Here is a 13,518-nt window from a genome sequence, read left to right as displayed (position 1 = left end):
ATGGCCACCATGCTGGCGTCAGGTGGGCGCCAGGTGGGGGAGTGCCTCTTCCAGGTCGACCACATCGGCGTACTTCGCGTCCAGGTCCGCGAGGTTGTTGTCGTGCAGCTCCGGCGACCGGTCGGCGCAGGCCTGGCGCACGACCTGCGGGCGGAAGCCGTGGTTCAGCGCGTCCGTCGCGGTCGCGCGCACGCAGCCGGACGTCGAGACGCCGGTGACGACCACCGTGTCGACCCCGCCCGCGTGCAGCGTGGCCGCGAGCGACGTGCCGAAGAACGCCGACGCGTACTGCTTGACCACCACCGGCTCGCCGGGGCCGGGCTTCAGCGCGAGCTCGCCCCAGCCGCCGTCGGCGTCCTCCGCGAACGCGGTGAGCGCGGGCACCTTCCGCACGAAGAGGCCCCCGTCGGCGAGGCCGGGGGAGTAGCGCACCACGGTCCAGACGACCGGGTGGCCGCCCGCCCGCGCCGCGTCCACCAGCCGCGCGGTGGCGGCGACCGCGGGGCCGGGCTCGGGGAGGGCGAACGGCCCGTCCGGCTCGGTGTAGGCGCGCACGAGGTCGACCACGATGACGGCAGGCCGGCGGCCCCACCCGACGCGCCCGGAGAACGCGCTGCCGTGCGGCCCGCTCATGCGTCCGTCCAGACCGGGCGCTTCGGGGCGGGCAGCCCCGTCTCCTCCTCGCACCGTTCCAGGAGCTGCTCGATCGGCGGGCCCATGTCGAACACCGGGAGTTCCGCCGGGCGCGCGGCGCGCATCTCGGCACGCAGCGCCTCCGTGGCCGCCGGATCGCCGACGACCACCCCGTAGCGCCGGGCGCCTTCGGCGGTGACGAGCCCCCGGCGCACCTCCAGCTCCACCAGCGCGGGGTCGCGTTCGAGCGGGTCGCCCCACCCGCCGCCGCCCCAGGTGACGAAGTGCAGCACGTCGCCCGGCGAGACGGGCACGTCGTGGCACTTCGACGGGAGCACCTGGCGCGTGCTGTCCGCCCGCTCGATCCACTTCGTGCCGCGCGCGCCCGGGTGCCCGCCGTTCACGCCCCACGGGTAGGTGAGCCAGCGGTCGTCGTGGATCGCGATCGTTCCCGGCTCCTCGAAGACGTACGCGACGTCGACGCCGTTGCCCCCGCGGTGCAGGCCCGGCCCGCCGGTGTCGGCGACCGTCTCCCACTTCTCGATCCGCAGCGGGTAGTACGACTCGAGGTACTCGCACGGGATGTTGACGAAGCTCGGCCACAGCGAGTGGCCGTCCGGGCCGTCCCCGAGGGGACGGCCGGGGATGCCGCCGAAGCCGATCGAGTACAGCTGGAACCACTCGCCCTTCCGCTCGCCGGACGAGTAGTGCCCCGAGTACATGAAGTGCGGCGACGAGGAGAAGCCCGCCGCGTTGAGCAGGGCCGGGTTGGTCTGCCCGAGCAGGCCGCCGAACAGGTCGAACACGCGCCCGACGCCGTGGTTGCGCCCGTTGAGCGACGCGGGGTGCTTCGGCTTCCAGTACGAGCCGTCCGGGATCGTGACGTCGATCAGGGGGTAGAACCCGTCGTTCCACAGGATCTGCGGGTCGGCGACGGTGATCATGTAGATCCCGAAGAACATCCGGGTGAGGTTCTCGTTGATGTAGTAGTTGATCGGGCCCGCGGCCTGCGGGCTCGACCCGGTGAAGTCGATGTGCACCTTGTCCCCGGTGCGGGTGAGCGACATCTTCAGCTCGTAGGGCCCGTTGCCGACGCCGTCGTCGCAGATGTAGTCGGTGAAGCTGAGCGTGCGGCCCTCCTCGAAGACCGCGTGCAGCAGCACCTTCATCGCGTCGTGGTTGCGCTGCAGGAGGGCGTCGAGCGCCGAGAGGTAGGTGGCGGTGCCGAACCGCTCGCACATCTCCACCACCCGGCGTCCGGCGGTGCGGCAGGCGGCGACCAGGCCGTTCAGGTCGGCGCGGTTCCAGTCCGGCATCCGCACCTGGTTGAGGATGATCTTGAGGGCATCCTCGTTGAGCACGCCCCTCGCGTAGAGCTTGAAGGGCGGGATCACCACGCCCTCCTCGTAGATCGTGCGCGCGTCGGTGGGCATCGAGCACGGCGTCTTGCCGCCGACGTCGGACATGTGCCCGAACATCGACGCCCAGCCGACCACCCGGCCCCCGTGGTAGATCGGCATCACGAGCAGCCAGTCGTTGGCGTGGCTGATCGCCGCACCGCACGCGTACGGGTCCGACGTCAGCAGGACGTCGCCCTCCTCGATCGAGCCCTCGAACCCATCGAGGAAGTCGGGCACCGACAGCCCGAACTGGCCGACGACCATCTTCCCGCTCGGGTCGCCGATCAGCGGGAACTCGTCGTGCTGCTCCCGGATGCCGGGCGAGAGCGCGGTGCGGAACAGCACCTCGTCCATCTCGTAGCGGGCGTTGCGCAGCCCGTTCTCGATGAGGTCGAGCGTGACGGGGTCGACCTCGACGCGCTCCACCTCGCCGGTGGCGGTCTCGACGATGCGGGCCATCAGGGGGCCTCCTCCGGCCGGATCAGCAGGCTGCCGGACGGGTGCACCGTGGCCGCGTGGCCGGGCAGCACGAGGGTGGTCGAGTCCATCTCGGTGACGATCGCCGGACCGGCGACGACGTCGCCCGCCCGCAGCTTCGTGCGGTCGTGGACGCGGGCGTCGACCCACTCGCCCGACACGTGGATCGGGTGGGTGTCGACGAGCGCCGCGCCCGGGTCGCCGTCGCCGTCCGGGAGGTGGGTGGCGGCCACCTGCGGGCGTGGACCGGTGACCGTGGCGCGGGCGTTGACCAGCTCGTGGTCGGTGGTCAGCAGGAAGGAGAACAGCCGTTCGTGCTCGGCGTCGAACGCGGCGGCCAGCGCGCCGAGCGCGTCCTCGCCGAGGTCGGCGACGTCGACCGGGATCTCGAAGCCCTGGCCGTGGTAGCGCACGTCCACCTGGAACGCGGTGGTCTGCTCGGCCTCGGGGACGCCCTGCTCGGCCAGCCGGGCGCCCGCCTCGGCGGCGAGCTCGCGCAGGATCGCCGCGAGGTCCTCGGAGGTCAGGTCCGCGAACCTGCGCAGCACCGTGCGGGCCGACTCGCTGCGCGCCGACGTGGTGGCGTCCCCGAGCGCGCAGAGCACGCCGGGCGACGGCGGGACGATCACCGGCCAGGCCCCCGTCAGCCTCCCGAGCGCGTTGGCGTGCAATGGCCCGGCCCCGCCGAACGCGACGAGCGCGAAGTCGCGCGGGTCGAACCCCTGCTGCACCGACACCAGCCGCAGCCCGCCGAGCATGTTCTCGTTGACGATGTCGACGATCCCGGCCGCGGCGGCCTCCGGGCTCGGGAGCCCCATCGCCTCCGCGACCGTGCCGACCGCCGTCCGCGCCGCGTCGACGTCGAGCGTGATCTCGCCGCCGGCCAGCGTCGGGGGCAGGTAGCCGAGCACGACGTTCGCGTCCGTGACCGTCGGCTCGGTGCCGCCCTTGCCGTACGCGGCCGGGCCGGGGTCGGCCCCCGCGGACTGCGGGCCCACCCGCAACGCCTTCGTCAGCTCGGGGACGTGGGCGATCGAGCCGCCGCCCGCGCCGACCGTGCGCACGTCGACGCTGGAGGCGCGCACGGTCAGGTCGCCGACCTTCGTCTCGCGTCCGATCCGCGGCGTGAGGCCCTGCACGAGGGCGACGTCGGTGGAGGTGCCGCCCATGTCGAACGTGATGAGGTCGGTGACACCGCACTGCTCGGCGGTCCACACCGCGCCGGTGACGCCGCCGGCCGGCCCGGAGAGCAGCATCGTGACGGGCGCGCCGATCGCCGCGGCCGCCGACGACAGGCCGCCGTCGCTGCGCAGGATCGCGAGCTCGCCCGCCACCCCGCCGTCGGCGAGCGTGCCGGCGAGCGTCTCGGCGTAGCGCTTCACCTGCGGCTGGACGTAGCCGTTGGCCACCGTGGTGACCGTGCGCTCGTACTCCCGCAGCTCGGGCAGCACGTCGGAGGAGAGCGACACCGGCACGCCCGGCAGCACCTCCGCCGCGATCTCGGCGATCCGCCGCTCGTGGGCCGGGTCGGCGAAGGAGTTGATCAGCGAGACGGCGAGCGCGTCGATCCCGGCGAGCCGTCCGAGCTGTTCGCGGACGTCCGCATCGGAGAGCTTCCGGATCACGCTGCCGTCGGAGGCGATGCGCTCGTCGACCTCGACGGTGTTCTCCAGCGCCGCGAGCGGCTCCGGCTTCGGCCAGATGATCCAGCCGGCCAGGCCGCCCGGCACGAACGAGCGGGCGATCTGCAGGACCTGCCGGAATCCCTTCGTGGTGACCAGGCCCACGGTGGCGCCCTTGCCCTCGAGGATCGCGTTGGTCGCGACCGTGGTGCCGTGCAGCACCTGGGCGACGTCGGACAGCGCGATGCCGGCCTCTGCGCACACCTTGCCGATGCCGGTGAGCACGCCCACGGACTGGTCGGCCGGGGTGGAGGAGGTCTTCGCGCGCCACGTGGTGCCGGTCGCCTCCTCGACGAGGAGGACGTCGGTGAAGGTGCCGCCGACGTCGACACCGAGCCGGTAACTGGGCGCCGATGATTCGCTCGCACGCTCGCTCATGAAGCCTCCTGCTCGCGGGCCGCCCGCAGCATCACCGCGCGGGCGTTGTGGATGTGGGCGGTCATGACGGCCCGCGCCCACGTCGGGTCGCCCGCCCGGATCGCGGCGACGATCTCGACGTGGTGGGCGAGGCTGCGGCGCAGCGAGGCCTCGTCGTAGGCGCGGAAGTTGCGCAGCTGGATCGGGGCGTGGATGGCCCCGGCCAGCGCGGTGGCGAGCGCGGACTGGTCGGCGATCACGACCAGGCGGCCGTGGAAGCGGCGGTTGAGCGGGACGAGCGCATCGAGGTCCTGGTGCGGGCCGGGAAGGCCGACCGTGAGCATCTCCGCGGCGAGCTCCTCCAGGGCGGCGACGTCGGCGGGTTGTGCACGGGGGACGGCGAGCCCGGTCAGCCGCGGCTCCAGGGCGGAGCGCAGGTCGAACACGCCCTCCAGCTCGGCGACGCTCCAGCTCGCGACGCGGGCCCCGCGGTTGGGCACGAGCTCGACGAGCCCCTCGGCGGCGAGCCGGGTGAGCGCCTCGCGCACCGGCGTGCGGCTCACCCCGAGCCGCTCGGCCAGCTCGACCTCGCCCAGCCGCGCGCCCGCGGTGAACTGCCCGCGCAGGATCAGCTCCCGCAGCGCGGCCAGCGCGCGCTCGGTGGAGGTCACCGTCCGTGTCACACGTCACCCCGTCCCGTGGATTGTGTGCAATCTAGGGCTGGCGGTTCCCTCCGGCAATGGTCTCGGCGTAACTTCGCGGGGAATGCATGCAAAGGGGGATCACGTGGGCGATCTGCTGCGGTCCGGTCCGGCGCCGCGCGCGCGGTTGCGGGAGCTGCTCGCCGGCCCCGGCCCGGTCGTGGCACCGGGCGCGTACGACGCGCTCTCGGCGCGCCTCGTGGAGCAGGCCGGGTTCGACGTCGTGTACATGACGGGCTTCGGCACCACGGCCTCGCTGATCGGCAGGCCGGACGTCGGGCTGCTCGGCGGCGCGGAGATGGTCGACAACGCGCGGCGCATCGTCGCCGCGGTCGACGTGCCGGTGATCGCCGACGCCGACACCGGCTACGGCAATGCGATCAACGTCGTGCGCACCGTGCGGTCCTACGAGCAGGCAGGCGTCGCGGGGGTGCACCTGGAGGACCAGGTGATGCCGAAGAAGTGCGGGCACATGAGCGGCAAGGCGGTGATCGGCACCGACGAGATGGTGGGCAAGATCCGCGCCGCCGTCGCGGCCCGCCACGACCCCGATTTCCTGGTGATCGCCCGCACCGACGCCGCCGCCGTCGAGGGGCTGGACGCCGCGCTGGACCGCGCCCGCGCGTACGCCGACGCGGGCGCCGACCTGCTCTTCGTCGAGGCGCCGACCAGCGAGGACGACATCGCGCGCGTGGCGCGGGCGCTCGCGGGCGTTGCGCCGCTCGTGTTCAACTGGGCCGAGGGCGGCCGCACCCCGCCCCTGCCGCTGGACCGGATCGCCGAGCTGGGGTTCGCGCTCGTGCTGTTCCCGATCGGCACCCTCCTCGCCGCCACCGCGGGCATCCGCTCCCTGCTCACGGCCCTGAAGGCCGACGGCACGCCCACCGCCGCGCTGCCGGGCCTGCCGTCGTTCGACGAGTTCACCGACCTCATCGGGCTGCCCGAGATCCGATCGCTGGAGGAGCGCTTCGGCCCCTGACCCGCGAGTGGATACGAGTGTTCCCTGACCCGCGAGTGGATACGAGTGTTCCGGCACTCGTATCCACCCACGACCCTCGACACGCCGTGCCCGGGTCGGTCAGCGGGGCCTGCGGGGCCTACTCTCGACCGCCATGAGCGGGGACAAGGTGCGGGTGGCCGTGGTGTTCGGGGGTCGCAGCAGCGAGCACGCGATCTCCTGCGTCTCCGCCGGGGCCATTCTGTCTCACCTCGACAGGGGAAAGTTCGATGTCGTCCCCGTCGGCATCACCCGGGACGGCGCGTGGGTGCTGGGCACCTCCGACCCGCGCGAGCTGGTGATCTCGGACCGCGAGCTGCCGTCGGTCGAGGCGGGTGGCACCGCGCTCGCCCTGCCCGGCGACCCGACGCGCGGCGGCCTCGTCGTCCTCGACCCCGACCGGGCCGGCGAGGTGTTCTCCGGCGTCGACGTCGTGTTCCCCGTGCTGCACGGGCCCTTCGGCGAGGACGGCACGATCCAGGGGCTGCTGGAGATGGCCGGCGTGCCCTACGTCGGGGCGGGTGTGCTGGCGAGCGCCGCGTCCATGGACAAGGAGTACGCGAAGAAGCTGCTGGCCGCCGAGGGCATCCCGGTGGGCGACCTCGTCGTGCTGCGGCGGGGCGTCGCCGCGCTCACCGTCGACGAGCGCGAGCGGCTCGGGCTGCCGGTGTTCGTCAAGCCGGCGCGGGCGGGCTCGTCGGTCGGAATCACCCGGGTCACGGACTGGGCCGACCTCGACGCCGCCATCGCCACCGCCCGCGAGCACGACCCGAAGGTGCTGGTGGAGGCCGCGATCGTCGGGCGCGAGGTCGAGTGCGCCGTGCTGGAGTTCCCCGACGGCACGGTGCGCGCCAGCGTCCCGGCGGAGATCCGCATCGTCGGCAGCGCGCCGGACGGCCACACGCCCGAGTTCTACGACTTCGAGGCCAAGTACCTCGACGACGTCTGCGAGTTCGACATCCCCGCGAAGCTCGACGACGCGGTGGCCGAGCGGCTGCGCGCGATGGCGGTGGCCGCGTTCCACGCCGTCGACGGGCAGGGTCTCGCGCGGGTCGACTTCTTCGTCGGGCCGGACGGCGAGCTCACGCTCAACGAGGTCAACACGATGCCCGGCTTCACACCGATCTCGATGTACCCGAGGGCGTGGGCCGTCACGGGAATCGACTTCGAGACGCTCCTGACCACGCTGGTGGAGACGGCGCTGGCCCGGGGCACCGGCCTGCGCTAGCCGCGCTCCGCGTGCCCGTGCACGAGGCGCGTGAGGGCAGGACCGAGGGGGTGGCGTTCCTCGCCGACCCGCACCCAGCGCGGCCCGCCGAACGGGGCCTGCTCCTCGACGGTGAGAACCACGCCGGGGTAGATGCCCAGCTCGCCGAGGTAGCGCAGGGCGGCGCTGTCGCGGTCGGACACCCGGTCCACGCGGAACAGGCAGCCGGCGGGCACGGCGTCGAGGGCCTCGCCCCAGCCCTCCTCGTGCGGGCCGTCGCGGGGCGGGATGGGGTCGCCGTGCGGGTCGTGGGTGGGGTGGCCCAGCGCGGCGTCGATGCGATCCTCGAGTCGCTCGGAGAGTGCGTGCTCGAGCAGCTCGGCCTCGGCGTGCACCTCGTCCCACGGCACGTCGAGCATGCGGGCGAGGAACGTCTCCAGCAGCCGGTGGCGGCGCACGACGCGCAGCGCGGCGCGCTCGCCCGAGTCGGTGAGCTGCAACGTGCGGCTGTCGGGCCGGCTGAGCAGGCTCCCGTCCTCCAGCCGCTTCACCATGGCCGAGACCGACGGTGCGGACACCCCGAGCTCGTGGGCGAGCTGACCTGTGGTGACCGACTCGCCCCGGTGGGCGAGGTGGTAGATCGCCTTCAGGTAGTCCTCGGTCGCCCGGGACATCGTCACCATGCCCGGAATCGTATGTGGTTCCCGCTCAGCGCACCGCCACGGCGGTGGCGGGCAGGGTCTCGCGGATCACGTCGGACAGCTGCTGCAGAGGCGCGCTACCGGCGTCGACCGGCACGGTGAGCGCGGCGTAGACCGGCCGGTCCACGGCGATGTAGCTCACCTGGACGGGCTGTGGGAGACCGTCGTCGATCTGCAGCCAGCGCACGCCGTTCACCTCGAGGAGCGCCGAGGTCGGCGTCAGCTCGGCCGGCCGGGGCAGACCGCAGCGGAGCACGACGGGGCGGGGAGCCGCCGCCCACGCGCGCACGCCGGGCAGGCGGTCGGCGTCGATGACGGGACGGGGCGGCATCGGGCCGTCCGGGCCGTCCAGCTCGGTGGGGAGCGCGGCGAGCAGGGCGGAGCACTCCGGCCCGGACGCGCCGGGCGAGTCGACCGGGGCCACGGCGAGCGGACCGGTGTCGGGCGGGGGCGGCTCCCCGATCCCGCGCACGCGGGCGGTGATCGCGATCGCGGCAACCGCCACGGCGAGCAGCACTGGGAGCGCGATCGCGATCGCGAGGGGTGGGGAGAGCCTGGTCACGTGCTCAGGAGAGGTGCACCACCGGGCAGGTCAGCGTGCGCGTGATCCCGCTGACCCCCTGCACCTGCGCGACGACGAGCTGACCGAGCAGGTCGACGTCGTCGGCCTCGGCGCGCACGATCACGTCGTAGGGTCCGGTGACGTCCTCCGCCGACACCACGCCGGCGATCGTGGAGATCTCCGCGGCCACGGCGGCGGCCTTGCCGACCTCCGTCTGTACCAGGATGTAAGCCTGCACCACGGCGAGCCCCTTCCACTTCGATCGTCGGACGTAGGAGAGTCGGATGCCGAACGTACCGGAGGTGACGAGCGTGCCCACATCACAACCGTCCCCGACGGGCGAAGCCGAGGCGGAGAACACACTCGCCGGGATCGGGGAGTTCGGGCTGATCGCGCGGCTGACGGAAGGCCGCCCCTCGGCGCAGGCCACGCTGCTCGGTCCGGGTGACGACGCGGCCGTCCTCGCTGCGCCGGACGGTCGCGTCGTGGCGTGCACGGACGTGCTCGTGGCGGGCGTGCACTTCCGGCTCGACTGGTCCGGCCCGGTGCAGATCGGCCGCAAGGCGGCGGCGGCCAACCTCGCCGACGTCGCGGCGATGGGCGCGGTGCCCACCGGGCTGCTCGTGGGCCTCGCGTGCCCGGCCGACCTCCCGGTCGAGACGGTCAGCGGGCTGACCGACGGCCTGTGGGAGGAGGCGCGGTCGGTCGGGGTGGGCGTGGTGGGCGGGGACGTGGCGTCCTCGCCGACGCTCGTCCTCGCGGTCACCGCGCTGGGGTCGCTCGAAGGGCGGGAGCCGGTGACGCGGGCCGGTGCGCGTCCCGGCGACACGGTCGCGCTGGCCGGGCGCGTCGGCTGGGCCGCCGCCGGGTGGGCGGTGCTGGCGCGCGGCTTCCGCTCCCCGATCGCTGTGGTCTCCGCGCACCGCACGCCGGAACCCCCCTATGCGGCGGGCCCGCAGGCCGCCGAGGCCGGTGCCACCGCGATGATCGACGTCTCGGACGGGCTGCTCGCCGACCTCGGGCACGTCGCGAAGGCGTCCGGCGTGCGCATCGACGTGCGCACCGCCGCGCTGGCGGTGCCGGACCGCCTGGTCGACGTCGGCGCCGCGCTCGGCGTCGACCCGATGCACTGGCTGCTCACCGGCGGCGAGGACCACGCACTCGCCGCGACCTTCCCCGGCGACGTCCCCGACGGCTGGACCACCATCGGCACGGTCGCCGATGGCGAGCCCGATGTCCTCGTCGACGGCCGCCGCTACGACGGCGGCCCGGGCGGCTGGGACCACTTCGTGCGTTGACCCGCCGTGCCCCCCGGGCCACGGTGGGGCCATGGCCGTGCAGATGTTCTCCCAGCTCGTGCGCCTGTTCGACGAGCTGCGCTACGAACCGACCGGGAAGCGGATCCGGGCGCTGGCCGACGGCCACACGGTGGCCGACACGACGGCTGCCGTGGTCGTCTGGGAGCCGCGGCGCGTGGTTCCGGTCTACGCCGTGCCGGCGGCCGATCTCCGCGGCGAGCTCCTACCCGCTCCCGCCGTCGACGTGCCGCACCGCCCCGCCCGGTTGCGCGAGGGCCTCCCGGAGGTGCTCACCCCGTCGACGGGCTTCGGCGCCCACACGACCGCGGGCGAGGCGCTGACGCTGCGCACGACCGGCGGCGACCGCGTCGGCGCGGCCTTCCGGCCTGCCGACCCGGATCTCGCCGGGTTCGTCCTGCTCGACTTCGACGCTTTCGACTGGCTCGAGGAGGACGACGCGATCGTCGCCCACCCGCGGGACCCGTTCCACCGCGTCGACATCCGGCACGGTTCCCGGCACGTGCGCGTGGAGCGGGACGGGACGGTGCTCGCCGAGTCCGGCCGGCCGGTGCTGGTGTTCGAGACGTCGCTGCCGATGCGCACCTACCTGCCTCGCGACGACGTGCGGATCGACCTGATGGAGCCGAGTCCGACGCGGACGGCGTGCGCCTACAAGGGGGTGGCGTCCTACCTCGCGCGCAGCGGCACGGACCTCGCGTGGACCTACGAGTCCCCGCTGCCGGACGCCCACGAGCTCGCCGGCCTGCTGTGCTTCTTCGACGAGCGGGTGGACGTGACGGTGGACGGGGAGGAGCGCCCGCGGCCCGTCACGCCGTGGTCGGACTGAGGTCGCTCAAGGTTGATCACCGCGCCCGGTGGACGCGCTGACGCTCGCGCCAGCCGCACGGATCCTCGGCATGCCATCGGCGTGTGCGGGATCGTGTGGTGTCGTAGAAGAGCAGTTCGCACTCTGGGCGAGCACATCGCCGCAGCCGGCCGGGTTCGAGCGCGTCGAGCTCCTCGACGAGGCGTCGGGCCAGCGCCGCGGCCAACGACGTGTCGCTCCAGACCAGCCGTCGCCGGAGTTCCCCACCGGCTACGACGAGTTCGATACGCGCGCTACTACGGGCGGCGAGGTCATTGATCTCAGGACAGTCTGGAAGATCGCCGGCCAGAATCGCGTCGGCCACCCGGACCGCGGCCCGTTGGAGCCGACGCAGGTCGACCAGGTCCGCCGCGGCGACCGGCTCGTCGGCCACCTCCGCCAACTGGGCGGTCGCAACAGTGGGGTCAGGGAGCACGGGCTCGGAGTACGGGGCGGCCGCCCCGACCCGCCTTCGTGGCCGGCCCAGGTTGGCCAGCAGAAGCAGCGCCTGCGGCGTCGTCGCCGGCTCAGCCATCCGCACGGCTGGCCAGAATGCGCCGTCGGGGCTCACTGACCAGGCTGTTTGCGTCGTGGGCGTTCGGGTGCCCGGCGTAGAGCCGAAGTGCCTCGTCGGCGTGCTTCCGGCTCGCCCACTGGCTGACCACCAGCAGGTGCCCCGGGTCATCGGCGTCGATCAACACCTCGTGGCTCAGGTAGCCCTCGAAGCACGGCATGTCCCGCCAGATGGCTTCGGTCACGGCGCGTCCCTTCGCGGCCTGCGCGCCGGGGAACCGAGACTCCCATATCGAGTAGATCGGCATGTCTCCTCCTCTGTCACGGTCTAACGTACCAAAGACCGTGACACCGCGGCGCGGCGCGCCTTCGTCGGCATCGCCGGGCTCGCCGCCATGGCGGTCCTGGCCGCCGGATGCGCAGCAGCGCCACCGGGACGAGCGCGAGCGGCGGCCGGACGCCGTCGAGCAGCTGCTCCAGCACCGTGCGCCGCCCCCGGCGGCGGGCGCCGGCGATGCGCCGCGTCAGCGCGTTGAAGTCCGGCCGCGCGCCGGGGCCACGCGTCCCGGAGGCGCGGGTGCGTGGGACCCGAGCGGCCTGGACGCAACCTCGGGGTAACGATCTCGTCCCTTCCGGGCGCTTTCGCCCCCGGCTGGTCATACGCTCGTCCGACGAGTCGACGAAGCCTCGGGAGCCACGTCATGGGCATCAGCACGGAGTTCGACCGTCGGCGCTTCCTCCAGGTCTCCGGCCTGGCCGCGCTCGGAGCCACGCTCGTCGCGTGCGCGGAGGACGAGGGGATCGGGGCAGGCGGACCCGGGCCGGCGCAGCCTGCGCCGACGGGCACGTTCACCCAGCCCGCCTCGCCCCTGTCCGGATCGCTGTCGATCCTCATGTGGAGCCACTTCGTCCCGGCCCACGACGCGTGGTTCGACCCGTGGGTGAAGGACTGGGGGCAGCGGGTCGGCGTCCAGGTCACCGTCGACCACATCAACTACGCCGAGCTGCCGGCGCGCACCCAGGCGGAGATCCAGGCCAACCAGGGCCACGACCTCATCCTGCACGTCGCCCCGGTGCCGCAGTACGAGCCGAGCGTGCTCGACATGACCGACGTCGTCACCGAGTCGACCAACCGGCACGGCCAGATGGTCGAACTCTGCCAGAAGTCCTCGTTCAACCCCACCACCCGCAAGTACTTCGCGTTCGCGCCGGCATGGGTGCCCGACCCCGGCGACTACCGCAAGAGCCTGTGGGCGCCGGCCGGCCTGCCCGACGGCCCCACCACCTGGGACGAGCTGCTGCGCGGCGGCGCCGAGATCAAGAAGAGCCAGGGCGTGCAGCTGGGCGTCGGGATGTCGCAGGAGATCGACTCGAACATGGCGGGCCGCGCGCTGCTGTGGTCGTTCGGGGCGTCGATCCAGGACGAGTCCGAGCAGGTCGTGATCAACTCGCCGGAGGCGGTCGCGGCCGTCGAGTTCATGGCGAAGCTCTACAGCCAGGCGATGACCCCAGAGGTGTTCTCCTGGAACGCGGCCTCGAACAACCAGGGCCTCGCCGCCGGCCAGCTGTCGTACATCCTCAACTCGCTGTCGGCGTGGCGGACCTCGCAGGAGACCGACCCGGAGGTGGCGGCCGACATCTTCTTCTCGCCCGCGCTGCGGGGGCCCGCGGACGCCCGGGCCGCGAGCCACGTCATGTACAACTGGATCGTCCCGAACTTCGCCGCGAACCCGGACGCGGCCAAGGAGTTCCTGCTCCACTACACGGACAACCTCGACGTCGTGGCCTGGCAGTCGAAGCTCTACGACTTCCCCGCCTACCCCGCCGTGGCACCCGACCTCGGCAAGTGGGTCGGCACCGACCCGTTCGGCGCGCAACCCCCGGACAAGCTCTCCCTCCTGGAGAAGGCCATCGACTGGAGCACCAACATCGGCTACCCGGGCACGGCCAACACGGCCGAGGGCGAGGTCTTCGCCACGTTCGTCATCCCCAACATGTTCGCAAGGGCCGCGCGGGGCGAGGTGAGCCCACAGCAGGCGGTCGCCGACGCCGAGGCGCAGATCAAGCCGATCTTCGACAACTGGCGCTCGCGCGGTCTGATCGGCACGGGTGGGAGCTGAGCCGG

At 73.2% G+C, this 13,518-nt stretch carries 14 protein-coding genes; 5 read left to right on the top strand and 9 right to left on the bottom strand.

Going from position 1 to position 13,518, the window contains the following annotated elements:
- Positions 1–18 precede the first annotated feature (18 nt).
- Genes ABEA81_RS31995 through ABEA81_RS31980 form a run of 4 tightly spaced genes read right to left on the bottom strand, consistent with a single transcriptional unit; the run spans position 19 to position 5,220 of the window.
- Positions 19–633 carry an isochorismatase family protein gene (locus ABEA81_RS31995; RefSeq protein ID WP_345610302.1) on the bottom strand — a complete coding sequence of 205 codons (615 nt, stop codon included), beginning with the start codon at positions 631–633 and terminating at the stop codon, positions 19–21.
- Positions 630–2,492 carry a hydantoinase B/oxoprolinase family protein gene (locus ABEA81_RS31990; RefSeq protein ID WP_345610300.1) on the bottom strand — a complete coding sequence of 621 codons (1,863 nt, stop codon included), beginning with the start codon at positions 2,490–2,492 and terminating at the stop codon, positions 630–632. Before ABEA81_RS31990 ends, ABEA81_RS31995 begins: the two co-directional genes overlap by 4 nt.
- Complete coding sequence (locus ABEA81_RS31985) at positions 2,492–4,570, bottom strand: hydantoinase/oxoprolinase family protein (protein WP_345610298.1); 2,079 nt, start codon at positions 4,568–4,570, stop codon at positions 2,492–2,494. Before ABEA81_RS31985 ends, ABEA81_RS31990 begins: the two co-directional genes overlap by 1 nt.
- Positions 4,567–5,220 (bottom strand): GntR family transcriptional regulator, encoded by a 654-nt coding sequence (locus ABEA81_RS31980; RefSeq protein WP_345610296.1) that lies wholly within the window; start codon positions 5,218–5,220, stop codon positions 4,567–4,569. The genes ABEA81_RS31985 and ABEA81_RS31980 overlap by 4 nt, the downstream gene beginning before the upstream one ends.
- A gap of 115 nt (positions 5,221–5,335) precedes the next feature.
- On the opposite strand from ABEA81_RS31980, the gene ABEA81_RS31975 reads away from it, so the two are divergent.
- Complete coding sequence (locus ABEA81_RS31975; protein ID WP_345610294.1) at positions 5,336–6,229, top strand: isocitrate lyase/PEP mutase family protein; 894 nt, start codon at positions 5,336–5,338, stop codon at positions 6,227–6,229.
- A 133-nt stretch (positions 6,230–6,362) separates the two neighbouring features.
- The gene (locus ABEA81_RS31970) at positions 6,363–7,475 is read left to right on the top strand and encodes a D-alanine--D-alanine ligase family protein (protein ID WP_345610292.1); all 1,113 of its coding nucleotides are present in this window, start codon (positions 6,363–6,365) and stop codon (positions 7,473–7,475) included.
- Here the strand turns inward: ABEA81_RS31970 and ABEA81_RS31965 are convergent.
- The 3 genes from ABEA81_RS31965 to ABEA81_RS31955 are packed head-to-tail and all read right to left on the bottom strand — an operon-like array spanning position 7,472 to position 8,958.
- Complete coding sequence (locus tag ABEA81_RS31965) at positions 7,472–8,137, bottom strand: metal-dependent transcriptional regulator (protein ID WP_345610291.1); 666 nt, start codon at positions 8,135–8,137, stop codon at positions 7,472–7,474. The two genes, ABEA81_RS31970 and ABEA81_RS31965, sit on opposite strands and share 4 nt — an antisense overlap.
- A 25-nt stretch (positions 8,138–8,162) precedes the next feature.
- Positions 8,163–8,717, bottom strand: a complete 555-nt coding sequence (locus tag ABEA81_RS31960) for a DUF3515 domain-containing protein (protein ID WP_345610289.1) — start codon at positions 8,715–8,717, stop codon at positions 8,163–8,165.
- Positions 8,718–8,721: 4 nt separating this feature from the next.
- Positions 8,722–8,958, bottom strand: a complete 237-nt coding sequence (locus ABEA81_RS31955; RefSeq protein ID WP_345610367.1) for an Lrp/AsnC ligand binding domain-containing protein — start codon at positions 8,956–8,958, stop codon at positions 8,722–8,724.
- 70 nt (positions 8,959–9,028) lie between these two features.
- On the opposite strand from ABEA81_RS31955, the gene ABEA81_RS31950 reads away from it, so the two are divergent.
- Positions 9,029–10,015, top strand: coding sequence for a thiamine-phosphate kinase (locus ABEA81_RS31950; protein WP_345610287.1), 987 nt, complete (start codon positions 9,029–9,031; stop codon positions 10,013–10,015).
- Between the two features lie 31 nt (positions 10,016–10,046).
- On the top strand, positions 10,047–10,862 hold the full coding sequence (locus ABEA81_RS31945; RefSeq protein ID WP_345610285.1) for a DUF427 domain-containing protein: 816 nt from the start codon (positions 10,047–10,049) through the stop codon (positions 10,860–10,862).
- Positions 10,863–10,878: 16 nt separating this feature from the next.
- Here ABEA81_RS31945 and ABEA81_RS31940 read toward each other — a convergent pair whose 3' ends face one another.
- Positions 10,879–11,415, bottom strand: a complete 537-nt coding sequence (locus tag ABEA81_RS31940) for a CGNR zinc finger domain-containing protein (protein WP_345610366.1) — start codon at positions 11,413–11,415, stop codon at positions 10,879–10,881.
- A complete protein-coding gene (locus tag ABEA81_RS31935; protein ID WP_345610283.1) occupies positions 11,408–11,701 on the bottom strand; it encodes an antibiotic biosynthesis monooxygenase family protein in 294 nt (97 codons plus the stop codon). Before ABEA81_RS31935 ends, ABEA81_RS31940 begins: the two co-directional genes overlap by 8 nt.
- 393 nt (positions 11,702–12,094) lie before the next feature.
- Between ABEA81_RS31935 and ABEA81_RS31930 the strand changes: the two genes are divergently transcribed.
- Positions 12,095–13,513, top strand: a complete 1,419-nt coding sequence (locus ABEA81_RS31930) for an ABC transporter substrate-binding protein (protein WP_345610282.1) — start codon at positions 12,095–12,097, stop codon at positions 13,511–13,513.
- Positions 13,514–13,518 lie beyond the last annotated feature (5 nt).

This window comes from Pseudonocardia adelaidensis, assembly GCF_039543345.1.
GTDB lineage: Bacteria > Actinomycetota > Actinomycetes > Mycobacteriales > Pseudonocardiaceae > Pseudonocardia > Pseudonocardia adelaidensis.
This window is presented reverse-complemented; position numbering and strand designations above follow the sequence as displayed.

Excerpts from the sequence above, each read along its gene's own strand:
- ABEA81_RS31995 (WP_345610302.1), bottom strand. The coding sequence starts at position 633 with ATGAGCGGGCCGCACGGCAGCGCGTTCTCCGGGCGCGTCGGGTGGGGC.
- ABEA81_RS31990 (WP_345610300.1), bottom strand. The coding sequence starts at position 2,492 with ATGGCCCGCATCGTCGAGACCGCCACCGGCGAGGTGGAGCGCGTCGAG.
- ABEA81_RS31985 (WP_345610298.1), bottom strand. The coding sequence starts at position 4,570 with ATGAGCGAGCGTGCGAGCGAATCATCGGCGCCCAGTTACCGGCTCGGT.
- ABEA81_RS31970 (WP_345610292.1), top strand. The coding sequence starts at position 6,363 with ATGAGCGGGGACAAGGTGCGGGTGGCCGTGGTGTTCGGGGGTCGCAGC.
- ABEA81_RS31965 (WP_345610291.1), bottom strand. The coding sequence starts at position 8,137 with ATGGTGACGATGTCCCGGGCGACCGAGGACTACCTGAAGGCGATCTAC.
- ABEA81_RS31945 (WP_345610285.1), top strand. The coding sequence starts at position 10,047 with ATGGCCGTGCAGATGTTCTCCCAGCTCGTGCGCCTGTTCGACGAGCTG.
- ABEA81_RS31940 (WP_345610366.1), bottom strand. The coding sequence starts at position 11,415 with ATGGCTGAGCCGGCGACGACGCCGCAGGCGCTGCTTCTGCTGGCCAAC.
- ABEA81_RS31935 (WP_345610283.1), bottom strand. The coding sequence starts at position 11,701 with ATGCCGATCTACTCGATATGGGAGTCTCGGTTCCCCGGCGCGCAGGCC.
- ABEA81_RS31930 (WP_345610282.1), top strand. The coding sequence starts at position 12,095 with ATGGGCATCAGCACGGAGTTCGACCGTCGGCGCTTCCTCCAGGTCTCC.